This window comes from Microbacterium forte (genome assembly GCF_031885415.1).
GTDB classification, from domain to species: Bacteria; Actinomycetota; Actinomycetes; order Actinomycetales; family Microbacteriaceae; genus Microbacterium; species Microbacterium forte.
Genome location: NZ_CP116871.1, coordinates 3,098,621 through 3,115,390 on the forward strand (window position 1 = coordinate 3,098,621; position 16,770 = coordinate 3,115,390).

A 16,770-nucleotide genomic window follows, 5' to 3' on the forward strand; every position below is an offset into this window, starting at 1 on the left:
ATTTACCTCGAACTCTGCTGTACTGAAATCAAGAACGCAAAGAAGCGCACGAAAGGCCCTTGATGCTCAAGCCCATCGCCACCGCGACCCGTGACCTCGTCAAGCTCGACGGCGTCTGGAAGTTCGGGATCGACTCCCGCCTCCCGGAGGAGCCCTGGCTCGCCGCTCTCGATACGCCTCTCGAAGCAGCCGTCCCGGCGAGTTACAACGACCTCTTCACCGATCCGGCGATCCGCGACCACGTCGGCTGGGTCTATTACCAGCGGTCGGTGCAGGTGCCGCGCGGTTGGGCGGGGGAGCGGATCCTCCTGCGTTTCGACGCCGCCACGCACTCGGCGAAGGTCTACGTCGACGACCGGCTCGTCGGTGGACACGTCGGCGGGTACACGCCGTTCGACATCGACGTCACCGAAGTCGTGAAGCCGGGCACCGCCTTCCGGCTCACGGTGGCCGTGAGCCCCGACCTCACGAACACCACCATCCCGCCGGGCAAGATCGAAGTCGGCATGACCGGCGCCAAGACCCAGACCTACTTCCACGACTTCTACAACTACGCGGGGCTCGCGCGATCGGTGTCGCTGTACTCACTGCCGCAGGTGCACGTTGACGACGTCACTGTGGTGACGACCTTCGAGGGCACCACCGGTCTCGTCGACTACCGCGTCGAGACCGTCGGCGGTGCCCACGTGCGCGTCAGCCTGGCGGATGCCGCGGGCAGTGTCGTGGCGACGTCGTCCGGCCCGGAGGGTCGTCTCGAGATCGCAGACGTCGTGCTCTGGAAGCCGGGCGCCGCGTACCTCTACGAGCTGACGGTCGAGGCCGTCGACGGAGAGGACGTGCTCGACACCTACTCCCTGGCAGTAGGTGTGCGAACGGTCGCGGTTCGAGGCGAGGAGTTCCTCGTGAACGGCGAGCCGTTCTACTTCACCGGATTCGGCAAGCACGAAGACACGTTCGTGCGTGGCAAGGGTCACGACGACGCCTACATGGTGCACGACTTCCAGCTGATGGAGTGGACGGGTGCGAACTCGTTCCGCACCTCGCACTACCCCTACGCCGAGGACGTCCTCGACTTCGCCGACCGCCACGGCATCCTCGTGATCGACGAGACCGCGGCCGTGGGTCTCAACATGGGCGTGGTCGGCGGTCTCAGCGGCACCCCGCCGTTCCCCACCTTCTCGGAGCAGTACGCCGGGGCGGAGACGCAGGCTGCGCACGCACAGCACCTGCGCGAGCTGATCGGGCGTGACAAGAACCACCCGTCGGTGGTGCTGTGGTGCATCGCCAACGAGCCGGCCTCGAACGAGGACGGCGCGCGCGAGTACTTCGCTCCCCTGGTGGACCTCGTGCGCGAACTCGACCCGACGCGTCCGATCACCTACTCGATGGTCATGTTCGCCACGTTCAAGAACGACCAGATCATCGACCTCTTCGACGTCGTGAGCCTCAACCGTTACTACGGCTGGTACATCAACGCGGGCGATCTCGCGACGGCGGAGATGTATCTGCAGGGAGACATCCAAGGCTGGATCGATCGCACCGGCAAGCCCATCATGATGCTGGAGTACGGCGCCGACACGATGCCGGGTCTGCATTCGGTGTGGGACCAGGTGTGGACCGAGGAGTACCAGACCGATCTCCTCGCCATGTACCACCGGGTGTTCGACCGCTTCCCGCAGTTCGTGGGCGAGCAGATCTGGAACTTCGCCGACTTCGCCACCACCAACGGATTGCACCGCGTCGGCGGCAACCGCAAGGGCATCTTCACCCGCGAGCGCAAGCCCAAGGCTGCCGCATTCGCGCTGAGGCAGCGCTGGCGCGGGCTCGACGGACGCAAGCCTGCAACAGACGCCTGACCTACCGGCTTCACGCAGAGGAGAAACCACATGACCATCGACAGAGCCGACGTCATCGTCACGAGTCCCGACCGCAACTTCGTCACGCTCAAGATCACGACCGCTGACGGCGTGACAGGGCTCGGTGACGCGACACTCAACGGGCGCGAGCTCGCGGTCGTCGCCTACCTGACCGAGCACGTGGTGCCGCTGCTGATCGGCGCGGACGAGTCGCGCATCGAGGACACGTGGCAGTTCCTCTACCGCAGCGCCTACTGGCGTCGCGGACCCGTGACCATGGCGGCGATCGCAGCGGTCGACATGGCGCTGTGGGACATCAAGGGCAAGGTCGCCGGCCTTCCGGTCTACCAGCTGCTGGGCGGTGCCAGCCGCAAGGGGTTGTTGGCCTACGGGCACGCCTCGGGCAAAGAGCTGCCCGAGCTGTTCGACTCGATCCGAGCCCACCAGGAGCAGGGGTACCGAGCGATCCGGGTGCAGACCGGTGTGCCGACGCTGAAGGCGATCTACGGCATCGCCTCGCAGTCGGCCGACACCGGAGGAGGAGAGGCTCGATACGACCACGAGCCGGCGCGCCGCGGAGCGAAGCCCGTCGAGGAGGACTGGGACACCCGCGCCTACCTGAACCATCTGCCCGGTGTGTTCGAGGCGGTGCGCAACGAGTTCGGCCCCGACATCCCCCTGCTGCATGATGGGCACCACCGCATGACGCCGATCCAGGCCGCACGCCTGGGCAAGGACCTCGAGCCGTACGACCTGTTCTGGCTCGAGGACTGCACGCCGGCGGAGAACCAGGAGGCGCTGCGCCTGGTGCGCCAGCACACCACCACCCCGCTCGCCATCGGCGAGATCTTCAACACGGTGTGGGATTTCAAGGACATCATCCGCGACCAGCTCATCGACTACGTCCGCGGTGCAGTCACCCACATGGGCGGCATCAGCGCGCTGAAGAAGACGCTCGACTACGCCGCGATGTACCAGATCAAGTCGGGCATGCACGGCCCGACCGACATCTCACCGGTCGGGATGGCGGCGGCGATGCACCTCGGGCTCGCGATCCACAACTTCGGAATCCAGGAGTACATGCAGCACGGCGCCCGCACCGATCAGGTCTTCCAGCAGTCGTTCACCTGGACCGACGGCTACCTGCACCCCGGTGACAAGCCGGGACTCGGTGTCGACCTCGACGTCGACGAGGCGGGCAAGTATCCGTACGAGCAGGCCTACCTGCCCTACAACCGGCTGCTCGACGGCACCGTCCACGACTGGTGAGCGAGTCGATTCGCCCGTCGGTCGTGGTGATGGGCGTCTCGGCCGCGGGAAAATCCACCGTGTCCCGTCTGCTCGCGGAGCGCCTCGGCATGGATTTCCTCGATGCGGACGACCTGCACCCCGCGTCCAACCGGGCCAAGATGAGTTCGGGAACACCACTGACCGACGAAGACCGGCTGCCGTGGCTCGACCGCGTGGGTGAGGAGCTCGCCCTGCGGTCGGCATCCGGTGCCGTCATCGCCTGTTCCGCGCTGCGCCGGGTCTACCGCGACCGCATCCGGGCTCGGGTGCCCGGCGCGGTGTTCGTGCATCTGCATGGGAGTGACTCTCTGCTCGCCGAGAGGGCTGCGGGGAGGACAGACCATTTCATGCCTCCGTCGCTTCTGCGGTCTCAGATCGACACGCTGGAGGCGCTCGAACCGGACGAGATCGGCGTGACGATCGATGTCGCGCCCGCGCCGGAGCAGATCGCACGCGCCGCCGTCGAATGGCTCGAAAAGCCCCGGACATGACACGCTGGGAGCTGGGAGGAACCATGGACGACGAACTGCCCGGCGAACTCGCGGAGCGCATCCGCCGTCGCAACGGCGCTGCGACCATCTACGACATCGCGGAACTCGCTGGAGTGAATCCGTCGACGGTCTCGCGCGCGCTCAGCAAGCCGGGGCGGATCAGCAAGAAGACGGAGGAGCGGATCCGCGCGGCCGCCGATCGCCTCGACTTCCAGTTCAACCCGATGGCTCGCGCGCTTCCCACCGGACGCAGCCACACGATCGGACTGATGGTGGCTGACATCACCAACCCGGTGATCTTCGGGATCGTCCGTGGCGCGGAGCACACCGCGGCTGCTGCCGGCTACACGTTGGTGATCGCGGAGTCCCAGGAATCGGGGGAGGCAGAAGCAGAGGCGGTCTCTCGTCTGCTTCCGAGTGTCGATGGACTGATCCTCGCGACCACCCGACTGGGCGACGAGCGCATCACCGCTCTGTCGGAGCGCAAACCCGTCATCCTCATCAATCGACAGGTCGACGGAGTCGTCGGCGTGCTGCCTCAGGTCGAGGAGGGCGTCGTCGCACTCGTCGCTCATCTCGCCGAACTCGGGCACACCTCCCTCGCCTACCTCTCCGGACCCGAGACGTCGTGGATCAGTCGGCGACGCTGGGAGAGCCTTCTCGACGCCGCTGAACAGCGTGGCATCGCGGTGGTCGAGATCGGCCCGCTCAGCCCCACCATCGACGGAGGGCGAGAGTCGCTCCGCCGAGTGCAGGCGGCCAGGGCGACGGCCGTGATCGCGTTCAACGATCTGATGGCGATCGGCCTGATCCAGGCGGCATCCGCCTCCGGCATTCGGGTCCCCGACGAGCTGAGTGTCGCAGGCTTCGACGACATCTTCGGCAGCGAGCTCATCGTCCCTGCGCTGACCACCGTGCGGGCGCAGTTGGAGCTGGCAGGCGAGCGCGCCGTCGGCAAGGTCCTCGAGGCTCTCGGTGATGCGATGGAGGCCGTGAGCGATGAACCGCTTGCGACCACGCTCGTCGTGCGCGGGAGCACCGGCCCGGTCGCTCGGGGCTGAGACCGGGGGTCCGAGACGTCTCGGAGCGCCAGCCCTCCACCATTTCTGGCAATCGGTTGCCTTGTTGTTCGGAATCTGTTTTGATGGAACCGTCTCAACAGCGAGACGGTCTGGAGTCTTCGATGTCGAATGCACTGTCCCCACTCCCCGGTCGCGGGGAGCGCATCACCGCAGGGCCGCGGCCATGAGCGAGCCCCTCACGCAGGTGGCCGGCGAGGAGTCTCGCTGGACCTCGACGGTCGCGGTGCACTACGACGCGAAGAGGCCCCTCTCGCGCTACATCCGCTGGTATCTCCTGCTCTCGCTGGCCGTCTCGGCGGTCTGGGCGGCGACGAACGGCATCCTGATGCCGAACCAGATCCAGATCCTGGAGTTCGGCTCGTTCTTCGCGGGGGCGGATGCCGGGGTCGATCTGCAGGCGCTGACCGAGCTCGGCCGAGCCGTCGCCTCTGGCGAGGTCACCCCGACCGCTGAGCAGACGCGACAGCTCGCTCTCCTCTCCGACTTCGAGGCGGCGCGCGCGAACGGGCTGGCTCTGGTGACGACGACCAGCGCCATCATCGTGATGATCCTCCAGCCGGTGATCGGTGTGCTCTCCGACCGGACCCGCTCGCGTCTCGGTCGGCGCGCTCCCTGGATCCTGTACGCCGGTCTGATCGGTGCTGTGCTCCTCGTCGCCGTCCGTTACGCGCCGTCGCTCGTCGTGCTCGTCGTGCTGTGGTCCGCGACCGAGCTGGCACTGAACGTCGCGGGCAATCCACTGCAGGCGACGGTGGCAGACCGGGTGCCGCGGGATCGTCGCGGGCGTGTGACCTCGTGGACGAGCATGGGCGCCATCATCGGCGGCATCCTCGGCGGAATCGGCGCCGGCGCTCTCTTCGGGATGGTCGGCCTCGACTTCTACCTGATCCTGGGCCTGATGGTGGCGATCGCCACCATCCTGTTCGTCACGCGCAATCGCGACGAGTCCTCGAGCGACCTGGAACGCGAGCCGTTCGCCTGGAAGCCGTTCCTCCTCGGATACGCGAGCGCGCTCACAGCCCGTAACTACCGCTGGCTGTGGATCTCGCGCGTGCTCTTCTTCTTCGGCTACAGCACGTCGACGGTGCTCAACCTGTACATGCTGCAGAGCTATGTCCGCCCTGCGCTCAGCGCCGCCGAGGCATCGGCGATGGTGCCGATCCTGGGGCTCGCGGGGATCCCCTTCACGCTCATCGCCGTCGCGATCTCGGGCAGGCTCTCCGACCGCGTGGGGCGCCGCAAGCCGTTCATCATCGTCGCGTCTCTTCTCATGGCCGTGTCCATGGCGATCCCGCTGATCTCTCCGACCCTGCCGGCGCTGTTCGCCCAGGTCGTCCTGACCGGACTCGCCTTCGGCATCTATCTGCCGGTCGACAACGCCATGTTCATCGACGTTCTGCCCGATCCTGCACGTGCCGGACGAGATCTGGGACTCGCGATCGTCGCCATGAACCTCGGCCAGGCACTGGCACCCGCCCTCGCTGCTGCTGTGGTCTCGCTGACCGGCGGCTACCAGCTCGTCTGGGGCGCGGCCCTCGTGCTCGTGGCACTCGCGACGCTGACGGTGGCGCCGATCAGAGAACGCAAGGGCGCGGATGCCTAGGTGGGGCATCGTCGGTACGGGAGACATCTCCGACCGGGTCGTCGCCGACCTGCTCGACATCAGCGGTGAGATCAACGGGGTCTGGGGGCGTACCGCTGAGCGAGCTGACGCATTCGCCTCGCGGCACGGAATCCCGTTCGCGACGTCGGATCGTTCTGCGCTCCTGGGGCGTGACGACATCGACGCGGTGTACATCGCCACGCCTGCCGACACGCACACGGCGATCACGCTCGAGGCGCTCGACGGGGGCCTGCACGTGCTCGTCGAGAAGCCGATCACCACGTCCGCCGCCGATGCGGAGATGCTCTTCGCCCGAGCTGCACAGGCCGACCGCTTCCTCATGGAGGCGATGTGGATGCGGTTCAATCCGCTCCACGTCGAGCTGATCCAGCGCATCACCGGAGGGGAGCTCGGCGCGATACGCAGCGTGCGAGCGAGCTTCGGCACGCCGTTCTTCCCTCGGCCGGGCAAGGCGCGACCCGAAGACGGTGGCAGCATCCTTCGAGACCGTGGCATCTATCCCGTGATGCTCGCGCACTGGTTCCTCGGTGATGCCGATGCCGTGACCGCGCGGGGAGTGATCTCGGACGGTGTCGACCTCGCCGGTCACGCGACTCTCGACCACAGCGGGGGCGCGTTCGCTCAGCTGTCGTGGTCGGGCACGGAGTTCCTCGACCTCTCCGCGGCCGTGAGCGGCGAGCGCGGATGGATCACGATCGACCCGATGTTCTGGGCAGGCAGCACCGCTCGTGTGCACGCGGGCACCGCCGAGCGCATCTTCCGCGTGCCGGAGCGGGTGGAGCATCCGCGAGTCGGCCACGGCTACGGGCCGATGCTCGAGGCCGTGACCGCAGCGATCGACTCCGGCCTGCGCGAGCATCCCTGGCACGACGCCGCGACGACGATCTCGGTCACCCGAACGCTCGACCGCATCCTCGCCGACATATCTTCCCCGTCGCTCTGATCGCGACCCACCCACCCAGAAGGAACCCATGGACATCTCAGGCAAGGTCTTCGTCGTCACCGGCGCAGGGAACGGCATCGGACGCGAGGTCACGTTCAGACTGCTCGCCCAGGGGGGCTCCGTCGCCGGCGTCGACCTCAATGAGGTCGGTCTCGACGAGACGGCCCGCCTCGCGGGGGCCGGTGGCCGTTTCACCGCGCACGTCGTGAACATCACCGACCGGGATGCGATCGACGCGCTGCCCGGCGCGGTGATCGCCGCGCACGGTCAGGTCGACGGAGTCGCGAACATCGCCGGTGTCATCCAGAAGTTCGTCAAGGTCAACGATCTGCCCTTCTCCGAGATCGAGAAGGTCATGAACGTGAACTTCTGGGGCGTGATGAACGTGTGCAAGGCGTTTCTCCCGCACCTGCTCATCCGCCCGGAAGCCTCCCTGCTGAACGTCGCGAGCATGGGTTCCTACGCTCCCGTGCCCGGCCAGGCGGTCTACGGAGCGTCGAAGGCGGCGGTGAAGCTGCTCACCGAGGCGCTGTACGCCGAGCTCCTCGACACGAACGTGCACGTCACCGTGATCTTCCCCGGAGCGATCAGCACCGGCATCGCGGCGAATTCGGGTGTCGATCTGGGAGGTGACGCGTCGGCAGAGAACAGCTCGTACAAGACGACCACGCCGCAGGAGGCCGGACGCGTGATCGTCGACGCCATCGTCAAGAACCGCTTCCGCGCGACGATCGGCTCGGACGCGGCCACCATGGATCGCCTCTCGCGCCTCAACCCCAAGCTCGCGACGACGATGATCGCGAAGCAGATGGGAGCCCTGCTGTCATGACCTCGACGACGTCGCCCTCGACCCGCCGGATCTACTGCAACCCGCTCGACCTCGAATACCGCTATCAGGACGTCAGATTCACAGGTGTCGTGCGCGGCCTCACCATCGGAGAACCGCGACGTAGCGTGCACAGGGAGGGTGCTGATCCGTCGCTCGTTCGATACCGCGGTCGGTACTACCTCTTCGTCTCGATGTCGCGGGGGTTCTGGCACTCGGATGACCTCCTCGACTGGCAGTACGTCGCGACGGACAAGATCCCCCCGTACGATTACGCTCCGGACGTCAGGGTCGTCGACGACGCCCTCATCATCAGTGCATCCCGGAAGACGAACTCCCCGTTCTTCCGCAGTGTGGATCCGTTGGCCGACGATTTCGAGGAGATCACTCCGGGGACGTTCGAGTTCTGGGACCCGCACGTGTTCCAGGACCTCGATGACCGGGTGTACTTCTACTGGGGCTGCAGCAGTGACGACCCGATCCGCGGGGTGGAGATGGACTCCACCTTCACGCCCATCGGGCAGCCGGTCGATCTCATCACCACGGACACCACGACCCGCGGCTGGGAGAAGACGGGGGAGGACTATGTCGTTCCCGAGCCGGTCACCGAGCGAGAGAAGCTCGTCGCGTCGTTCTCCAACGGCAAACCCTATCTGGAGGGCGCGTGGATGACGCGCGTGGATGACACGTACTACCTGCAGTACGCCGCCCCGGGAACGGAGTGGAACACGTATGCCGACGGCTACTTCACGGGTGCGCATCCGCTGGGGCCGTTCACCTATTCGCCGACGAATCCCTTCTCCTCCAAGCCCGGCGGCTTCATCACCGGGGCCGGGCACGGGAGCACTGTGCAGGACGAGTACGGCAACTGGTGGCACACCGCCACCATGCGCATCAGCATCAATGACGTCTACGAACGGCGGGTGGGACTCTTCCCCGCAGGATTCGATGAAGACGGAGTCCTCTACTGCAACCAGAACTTCGGAGACTATCCCTGCGCCGTGCCCGCCGGTCCGGTGGATGCGCGGGAACGGATCGCGCCGGAATGGATGCTGCTCTCCTACAGAGCCGGTGCGCGCGCGTCGTCGTCGGCGGAAGGCCACCTGCCGGGCCTTGCCGTGAACGAGAACATCCGTGACTGGTGGGCATCCGACGGACCGGGCCGCGGGCACTGGATCGAGATCGAGATGGACGGCGGGCATCGGGTGCACGCCATCCAGGTCAACCTCGCCGATCACGAGCTCGCCGACTACGCGCCCGAAGACCTGATCGTCGAGGGAAAGGATCAGGGGCACACGTGGCGCGGCATCCATGCGGACCATACGGCGGCGCAGTTCACCGTCGAGGGGTCAATCGACGGCCAGGAGTGGGTCACGCTCCACGACTCGCGTGACGACGAGCGGGAGCGCCCGCATGCCCTGATCCTGCTCGACGCCCCTGCGGAGTATCGACTCATCAGGGTGCGGGCGGATCGGGTTCCGTTCGACGGCCCGTTCGCGGTGAGCGGCATCAGGGTCTTCGGCGTCGGAGTCGGCGAGCCTCCCGCTGAGACGACGCCCCGTGCCGTGCGCACCGATGGGACGACCGCGGAACTGGACTGGCCTCCCGTCGACGGAGCGCACGGCTACAACATCCGCTATGGCCACGCGCCTGACCGCCTGTACCACAGCTGGCTCGTCTACGAGCAGAACCACCTGCGCCTCCCGTCGCTGAACGACGGGGAGACCGTGTGGGTGAGCGTCGACTCCTTCAATGAGAACGGAGTCACTCCCGGCCGCGCATTCGAGGTTCCTCCTCGTGTGTGAGCACGGTCGCGTTTGAGAATCCCCGCTCAAAACCATCGGCCAGGGTTTCATGGTCGGTGTGACCAACCCCAAGAGGATCGTGTTCTCTCATCTCCGTGCGTGACGCGTCGTGGGAGCGGACCTTCGCGTGGTTCGCTGCAAGGCATGCTGCGCACCGCGCCCGAGAACGACGGCAGCCGCTCGCCGGTGTCGACGAGGGCGGGCGATGATCATCGTTGATCCGATGACGAGGCAGCGATCTCGGGTCAGCGTGCCAGTGAGAGGGTCGCGATCGCCGATTGGATCGCCACCGCGGCGGCTCCGCGCGCCCAGGCGGTGAACCCGGGCTCGTCGATATAGAGCTCGATGGGATCCGCGAGCGGGTCGCGGTCGGCGGCGATCGCGCGTCGGATGGCGGGTTCAGCGACCGAGAACAGACCGATGCCATCGCCGGCGAGAACCGTGGCGGGCTGCATCGTCAGGTTCGCTGCGAGGGCGATGAATCGGCCGAGCGCTTCGCCTGCTGCATCCGCCACCGCAGTCGCTGCGGGGTCTCCGTCTGCGGTGAGCGCCAGGAACTCCTCGTAGTCGACCGCGCGTCGCAGGGCACCGGAGACCTGAGCGGTGATCGATCCCGACGTGAGCATCGCCTGTGCGCACCCGCGGTGTCCTCGGTCGCAGAGGGGCCCGTTGGCTGCGAGCGGGATGTGTCCGCCGAGACCCGCGCCGACTTCGCGCGTGCGCACGACCTCGTTGTGAGCGACGACCGCGTATCCGATGCCCTCACCGATGGTGATCACTGAGAATCCGGGCAGGCCGCGGCCCATTCCGAACCACCTCTCGGCCTCGGCGAGCGCGACGAGGTCGTTCTCGACGGTGACGGGCAGTCCGGTCGCTTCGGCGAGCATCGCCGCGAACGGCACGTCGTGCCAGTCGAGGAACGGCGCGAACTCGACGACGCCGTCGTCGACGGAGCCGCCGAGGCTCACGCCGATACCGCGGATGTCGCCGTCGAAGTCGTCGATCGCCGCGCGGATGTCCGTGACCACGCTCGACGGGTCGGAAGCGGTGAGGGGGCGTGTGGAGGAGTCGACGAGAGCGGCGCGGACGTCGGTGAGAGCCGCGTGCAAGGTGTCGCCGGTCAGCTTGATACCGACGAAGAATCCCCGGTCGGGGGCGATGTCGAGAGGCCTGGTCGGTCGGCCGACGGAGCCGTCGACGACGTCGTCGAGCTCGATGAGCAGCCCGGTGTCGAGGAACGGCTTCGCCAGTCGGGTCAGGCTCGCTGCCGAGAGTCCGAGTCGACTCGTCAGGGCCGAGCGCGAGATCGGACCGTGGATCAGGACCGCTTCGGCGAGCGCGTTCTCGCTCTCTGTGAGCATGATCACCTCCTCGTTGTTTCCATTGTGGCAGTAAAACGGGCTTCCTCTCGGGAATCGAGGGGTCGAAATCGGGTCTTGGCTCATAGTTATTTTCGTGATAGAACTAATCCATGCATTTCAGCAATGAGGCTCTGCAGGAGAGCGTGATGGATGATCTCGAGTCCCCGGCCACCCGCGATCGCGTGATCCACCTTCACCGCGGCGGGACGAGTGTCGTCATCGACCTCGAGTCCGAAGAGGTGCCCGTCATCGTCCACTGGGGTGAGGAGCTCGCCGACTCGACTCCGGAGACGCTGCGCAGCCTCGCCGTCGCCGCGCGTCCGCAGCGGGTGTCGGGCGGTCTCGACCGCACGGCACGTCTCAGCGCGGTCGCCACCGAGGCCTCGGGCTGGCTGGGAACGCCCACCATCGAGGGGCACCGTGGGGGAGTCGGCTTCAGCATCAAGCCCGAAGTCGTCGAGGTGCGCGTCGATCACCACGCGGCCGCCGTCGAGCTGCAGGATGCGGAAGCGGGGATCCGCCTTCGGTGGGACGTCGAAGTCGGCGTCGCAGGGCTTCTCCATCAGCGCATGACCGTGAGCAACACCGGCGACGGCGGCTATTCCCTCGATGCTCTGCAGCTCGCCTTCCCCACCCCGGGGGATGCCACGGAACTGCTCGACACGACCGGTCACCATCTTCGCGAGCGCAGCGCTCAGCGGCACGTCTTCACTCTCGGCACCCACCTGCGCGAGAGCCGGAGGGGGCGTCCGGGGGCGGACGCGACGGTGCTGCTGGCCGCGGGGCGGCCCGGGTTCGGGTTCGAGTCCGGTCGGGTGCACGGCATCCACGTCGCGTGGAGCGGAAACCACCGCGTGCTCGCCGAGCGGGTCGTGACGGGCGATGCCTTCCTCGCCGGCGGTGAGCTGTTCGCCCCCGGTGAGGTCGTGATCGCCCCCGGAGCGTCCGTATCGTCGCCCTGGGTCATCGGCTCGTGGGGCGACGGTCTCAACCAGCTGGCGCAGCGCTTCCATTCCGAGTGGCGCGACCGTCCCCAGCATCCGCGCCGTGCGCGTCCGATCACTCTCAACACGTGGGAGGCCGTCTATTTCGACCACGACTTCGACCGCCTGGCTGCGCTCGCCGATACGGCAGTGGCCGTCGGGATCGAGCGGTTCGTGCTCGACGACGGGTGGTTCACGGGGCGACGCGACGACACCCGAGGGCTCGGCGATTGGGAGGTGGATGCCGAGGTCTGGCCCGAGGGTCTGCATCCTCTCGTCCGCAAGGTCACAGGGCTCGGCATGGAGTTCGGGCTCTGGGTGGAGCCCGAGATGGTGAACCCCGACAGCGACCTCGCCCGCGCGCATCCCGACTGGATCCTTCGAGGCCGGTCGTCGCTGCCGCCGTCCGCACGGCAGCAGCAGGTGCTGGACCTCGCGAATCCCGACGCGTACCGACACATCGCCGATCGGCTTCTCGCCCTCCTGGGCGAGTACCCGATCGCCTACCTCAAGTGGGATCACAACCGGGATCTCGTCGATGCGGGCAGCGGCCCCGGCGGATCCCCGCGGGTGCGCGAACACACCCTCGCGCTCTACCGACTGCTCGATGAGCTGAAGGCGGCCCACCCCGATCTCGAGATCGAGAGCTGCGCATCGGGCGGTGCTCGAGTCGACCTCGGCATCCTCGACCGCACCGACCGCATCTGGACCAGCGACAGCCTCGACCCGATCGAGCGGCTCGAGAACCAGCGCTACACCGGCCTCGTCGTGCCGCCCGAGATGATGGGCATGCACCTCACGAGCCCGGTCGTGCATTCGTCGGGTCGCACGGTCTCGCTCGAGCTGAGCGCCGCTGTCGCCCTGCTCGGACACTTCGGTGTCGAGTGGGACCTCACCTCTGCCGACGAGGAGACCCGGGGTCGTGTCGCCGCCTGGATCGCCCTCGCCAAGCGGCTGCGTCCGCTGATCGCCGACGGCACCGTCGTCCACGTCGACGGTGTCGAGCCGGGCATCGACGTGCGCGGGATCGTCGCCGAGGATGCCGCGCACGCGGTGTTCACCATCACGCAGGTCGCGACGAGCGCCGCCTACCCGGCGGGGCGCGTCCGGTTCCCGGGGCTCGACCCTGCCCGCTCATACGCACTCCGCATCCTCTCGCGTCCCGCGCACGACCCTGCGCAGTCGCCGCTCGCGTGGGCCGAAGAGCCCGTGACGATGACCGGCCACGAGCTCGGGAGCATCGGCGTCCGCCCGCCCGTGCAGTTCCCGCAGCAGGCGACCGTCGTCGAGATCGTTTCACAGCACTGACAACCGAGCAGTTTTCCCGCGCAAGGAGGCGCACACATGAGAATCAGACATCGGCAGACAGCCAGGGCGGTCGCCATGGCGGCTGCACTCGGCGCCGTGGTGGCGCTGGGGGGATGCGCGTCGTCGCCGGACGACGGCGTCACCACCCTCAGCTTCTTTCAGTTCAAGGGGGAGGCACTAGAGGACTTCAACGCGATCATCGCGGACTTCGAGGCCGAGAATCCCGATATCCGCGTCGTGCAGAATCAGGTCGCGGACTCCGAGACCCTCATCCGCACGCTGCTCGTCAAGGACAAGGCGCCAGACGTCATCACCCTGAACGCGAACGGGGGATTCGGGGACCTCGCTCAAGCCGGGGTGTTCTACGACTTCTCCGATGAGCCGGTTCTCGAGACCATCAACCCCGCGGTGCAGGAGATCCTCGCAGATCTCGGCACCAAGCAGGACGAGGTGAACGGACTCGGTTACGTCAACAACGCCAACGGCGTCATCTACAACCAGGACATCTTCGAGGAGCAGGGGCTCGAGGTCCCCGAGACGTGGGACGAGTTCATCGCGGTGTGCGAGGCCCTCGAGGCTGCGGGGATCACCCCGTTCTACGGCACCCTCGCGGACTCGTGGACCGGCATGCCGTCATGGAACGCTCTGGGGGCGTACGCCTCGCAAGGCGGCTTCTTCGACGACCTTCGCGCGGAGGGTGAGGATGTCGGCGCCGATTCGGCCGTCTCGTTCGAGAAGGACTTCCCCGAGGTGATGGCTCAGCAGGCAGAGCTCTTCTCGTACATGCAGGAGGGATACCGCGGCCGCACCTACGACGACGGCAACGCGGCCTTCGCCCGCGGCGAGTCCGCCATGCTGCTGCAGGGCATCTGGGCGCTGAACCCCGTCAAGGCCATCAACCCCGACATCAAGGCGGCGATCTTCCCCTACCCGGCGGCGGACGATCCTGATGATCGTCTGCTGGTCTCCGGTGTCGACGTCGTCGTGACCATGGCGAAGGACACACCTCATCGCGAGGAGGCGCTCCGCTTCATCGAGTACCTGTTCGACGTCGGAGTGATCGAGGAGTTCGCCGCTTCTCAGAACATGATCCCGTCGGTGGAGGGCGCCGAGCTGAGCGACGACCCTGCGCTGCAGTCGGTCAAGCCCTTCTTCGACGAGGGGAAGATCACCGGCTTCATCGATCATCAGGTGCCGCCGAGCATCCCGCTGGTCGCGATCGTGCAGCAGTTCCTGTTCGACGGCGACGCGGATGCGGCGCTGTCGACCCTCGACAGCGAGTGGCGCAAAGTCGCCGCCCGCACCATCCCCGTGACGGGAGACGAAGAATGAGCACCCTGACCAGCGCTGTGCGCGCCACGACACCGGGGCCCGAGGGCACGAAGCGAGCGCGCCGGGTCCGCACCGCGAGCTCCCGCGCGCTGCCCGCCTATTACTGGATGGTCTGGCCCGCCGTCATCGCCTTCGCCGCGTTCCACACCATCCCCGTCATCGTGGGCATCTTCTTCAGCTTCACGAACTACGCCGGCTACGGCGACTGGAACTTCGTCGGCATCTCGAACTACCTCAACCTCTTCAAGGACGACAGAGTCCTGAAGGCCTACGGGTTCTCGTTCCTGTTCGCCATCGTCGCCACGATCCTCACGAACGTGATCTCGCTCTCGATCGCCATGGGGCTCAATGCCAAGATCCGCGCACGGAACTTCTGGCGCGGCGTCTACTTCGTACCGTACGTGCTCGCGATCCTCGTGATCGGTTACGTGTTCCAGTTCCTGTTCTCGAACTCGCTGCCGAAGATCCTGTCCGGCATCCCGCTGTTCCGCGACAACATCCTCACCAACCCCGATTGGGCGTGGACGGCGATCGTCGCACTGGCGGTCTGGCAGGCCTGCGCGTTCTCGATCATCATCTACCTCTCCGGTCTGCAGACGATCCCGAGCGAGTTGTACGAAGCCGCATCTCTCGACGGTGCATCCTCATGGCGGCAGTTCGGATCCATCACCTTCCCGCTCATCAGCGCGTTCTTCACGATCAACGTCGTGCTGAGCCTCAAGGGCTTCCTGCAGGTCTTCGACCCGATCGTCGCCCTTACGAACGGAGGGCCGGGCACGTCGACCGAATCGGTCACCCTGCTCGTCTTCCGCGGCGGATTCTCCGGCGGAGAGTTCGCCTACCAGACCGCGAACGCCGTGATCTTCTTCATCGTGATCACGATCGTCTCGCTCCTGCAGTTCCGGGTCCTTCAGCGCAGAGAGGCCGATATCTGATGACCACCGCAACCACGATCCTCGCCGAAGCCGAGGCGACGGCACCTCGCCCCGGATGGCGCGCCAGGCGCGCCTCCGAGAACGACGACACCCGCAAGACGAACTGGTGGGCGACCGCGCTCATCGCCGTCTGCTCGCTGACCGTGCTCATCCCGCTCTACCTCGCGGTCGCCGTCGCACTGAAGACGCCAGAGCAGCTCGCCGCCGGCAACGGGTTCGAATGGCCGAACCCGATCCGCTGGGAGAACTTCGCCGACGCGTGGGCGCGGACCGCGTTCCCGCAGGCGCTGCTCAACACGGCGCTGATCACCGTCGGAGCGGTCGTCTTCACCCTGCTGACCAGCTCGGTGGTGGCGTACGCGCTCGCCCGCAACAGCCACCGACCGTTCTTCAAGGGGGTGTTCTTCTACTTCCTCGCCGCGCTGTTCATCCCGTTCCCGATCATCATGCTGCCCCTGGTCAAGCAGACGTCGCTCCTCGGTCTGGACAACCAGGTCGGCATGATCGTGCTCTACACGATCTTCGGCATCTCGCTGAACGTCTTCATCTACAGCGCCTACATCCGCTCCATCCCGATCGAGCTCGAGGAGGCGGCGCGCGTCGATGGAGCATCCACGTGGCGGGTGTTCTGGCAGATCGTGTTCCCGCTGCTCACGCCCATGAACGCCACCGTCGGCATCCTCACCTGCGTCTGGGCATGGAACGACTTCATCATGCCGCTCGTCGTCCTCACCGACCCCGGTGCGCGCACGATCCCGCTGGCGCAGTACGTGTTCCAGGGCCAGTACAACACGGACTACACGACCGCCTTGGCCTCATACCTGATGGCGATGGCACCGCTGCTGATCGTCTACATCTTCTCGCAGCGGTGGGTCATCTCCGGGGTCACCCGGGGATCCATCAAGTAGGTGTGATCGGGAGATATGCCGCACTG

General features: G+C 66.7%; 13 protein-coding genes. 12 read left to right on the forward strand and 1 reads right to left on the reverse strand.

Translation table 11 applies throughout. The annotated features are described in order from the left end of the window. Positions 1 to 62 precede the first annotated feature (62 nt). From uidA to OB895_RS14930, 8 genes are all read left to right on the forward strand, one after another. A complete protein-coding gene (gene uidA, locus OB895_RS14895; protein WP_079113525.1) occupies positions 63 to 1,856 on the forward strand; it encodes a beta-glucuronidase in 1,794 nt (597 codons plus the stop codon). Between the two features lie 30 nt (positions 1,857 to 1,886). Next, on the forward strand, positions 1,887 to 3,125 hold the full coding sequence (gene manD, locus OB895_RS14900) for a D-mannonate dehydratase ManD (RefSeq protein ID WP_079113524.1): 1,239 nt from the start codon (positions 1,887 to 1,889) through the stop codon (positions 3,123 to 3,125). Next, a complete protein-coding gene (locus OB895_RS14905; RefSeq protein WP_228385574.1) occupies positions 3,122 to 3,637 on the forward strand; it encodes a gluconokinase in 516 nt (171 codons plus the stop codon). Before manD ends, OB895_RS14905 begins: the two co-directional genes overlap by 4 nt. 23 nt (positions 3,638 to 3,660) lie before the next feature. Next, positions 3,661 to 4,698, forward strand: coding sequence for a LacI family DNA-binding transcriptional regulator (locus OB895_RS14910; RefSeq protein WP_079113523.1), 1,038 nt, complete (start codon positions 3,661 to 3,663; stop codon positions 4,696 to 4,698). Between the two features lie 184 nt (positions 4,699 to 4,882). Further along, positions 4,883 to 6,322: an MFS transporter gene (locus OB895_RS14915; RefSeq protein WP_194285960.1), complete on the forward strand. Its 1,440-nt coding sequence runs from the start codon at positions 4,883 to 4,885 to the stop codon at positions 6,320 to 6,322. Then, entirely contained in the window at positions 6,315 to 7,286 is a 972-nt protein-coding gene (locus OB895_RS14920; RefSeq protein ID WP_079113521.1) for a Gfo/Idh/MocA family protein, read from the forward strand. Before OB895_RS14915 ends, OB895_RS14920 begins: the two co-directional genes overlap by 8 nt. A gap of 28 nt (positions 7,287 to 7,314) precedes the next feature. After that, entirely contained in the window at positions 7,315 to 8,115 is an 801-nt protein-coding gene (locus OB895_RS14925) for an SDR family NAD(P)-dependent oxidoreductase (RefSeq protein WP_079113520.1), read from the forward strand. Further along, positions 8,112 to 9,917, forward strand: coding sequence for a family 43 glycosylhydrolase (locus tag OB895_RS14930; protein WP_079113519.1), 1,806 nt, complete (start codon positions 8,112 to 8,114; stop codon positions 9,915 to 9,917). The genes OB895_RS14925 and OB895_RS14930 overlap by 4 nt, the downstream gene beginning before the upstream one ends. A gap of 245 nt (positions 9,918 to 10,162) precedes the next feature. Here OB895_RS14930 and OB895_RS14935 read toward each other — a convergent pair whose 3' ends face one another. Continuing rightward, on the reverse strand, positions 10,163 to 11,278 hold the full coding sequence (locus OB895_RS14935; protein ID WP_079114055.1) for an ROK family transcriptional regulator: 1,116 nt from the start codon (positions 11,276 to 11,278) through the stop codon (positions 10,163 to 10,165). A 110-nt stretch (positions 11,279 to 11,388) separates the two neighbouring features. Between OB895_RS14935 and OB895_RS14940 the strand changes: the two genes are divergently transcribed. From OB895_RS14940 to OB895_RS14955, 4 genes are read left to right on the forward strand one after another with little or no spacing between them, the layout of a single operon-like run. Beyond that, positions 11,389 to 13,569 carry an alpha-galactosidase gene (locus tag OB895_RS14940; protein ID WP_311878006.1) on the forward strand — a complete coding sequence of 727 codons (2,181 nt, stop codon included), beginning with the start codon at positions 11,389 to 11,391 and terminating at the stop codon, positions 13,567 to 13,569. Positions 13,570 to 13,605: 36 nt separating this feature from the next. Continuing rightward, positions 13,606 to 14,901 (forward strand): ABC transporter substrate-binding protein, encoded by a 1,296-nt coding sequence (locus tag OB895_RS14945; protein ID WP_311878007.1) that lies wholly within the window; start codon positions 13,606 to 13,608, stop codon positions 14,899 to 14,901. Continuing rightward, positions 14,898 to 15,836: a carbohydrate ABC transporter permease gene (locus OB895_RS14950; RefSeq protein ID WP_079113516.1), complete on the forward strand. Its 939-nt coding sequence runs from the start codon at positions 14,898 to 14,900 to the stop codon at positions 15,834 to 15,836. Before OB895_RS14945 ends, OB895_RS14950 begins: the two co-directional genes overlap by 4 nt. Next, a complete protein-coding gene (locus OB895_RS14955) occupies positions 15,836 to 16,744 on the forward strand; it encodes a carbohydrate ABC transporter permease (protein ID WP_311878009.1) in 909 nt (302 codons plus the stop codon). The genes OB895_RS14950 and OB895_RS14955 overlap by 1 nt, the downstream gene beginning before the upstream one ends. Positions 16,745 to 16,770 lie beyond the last annotated feature (26 nt).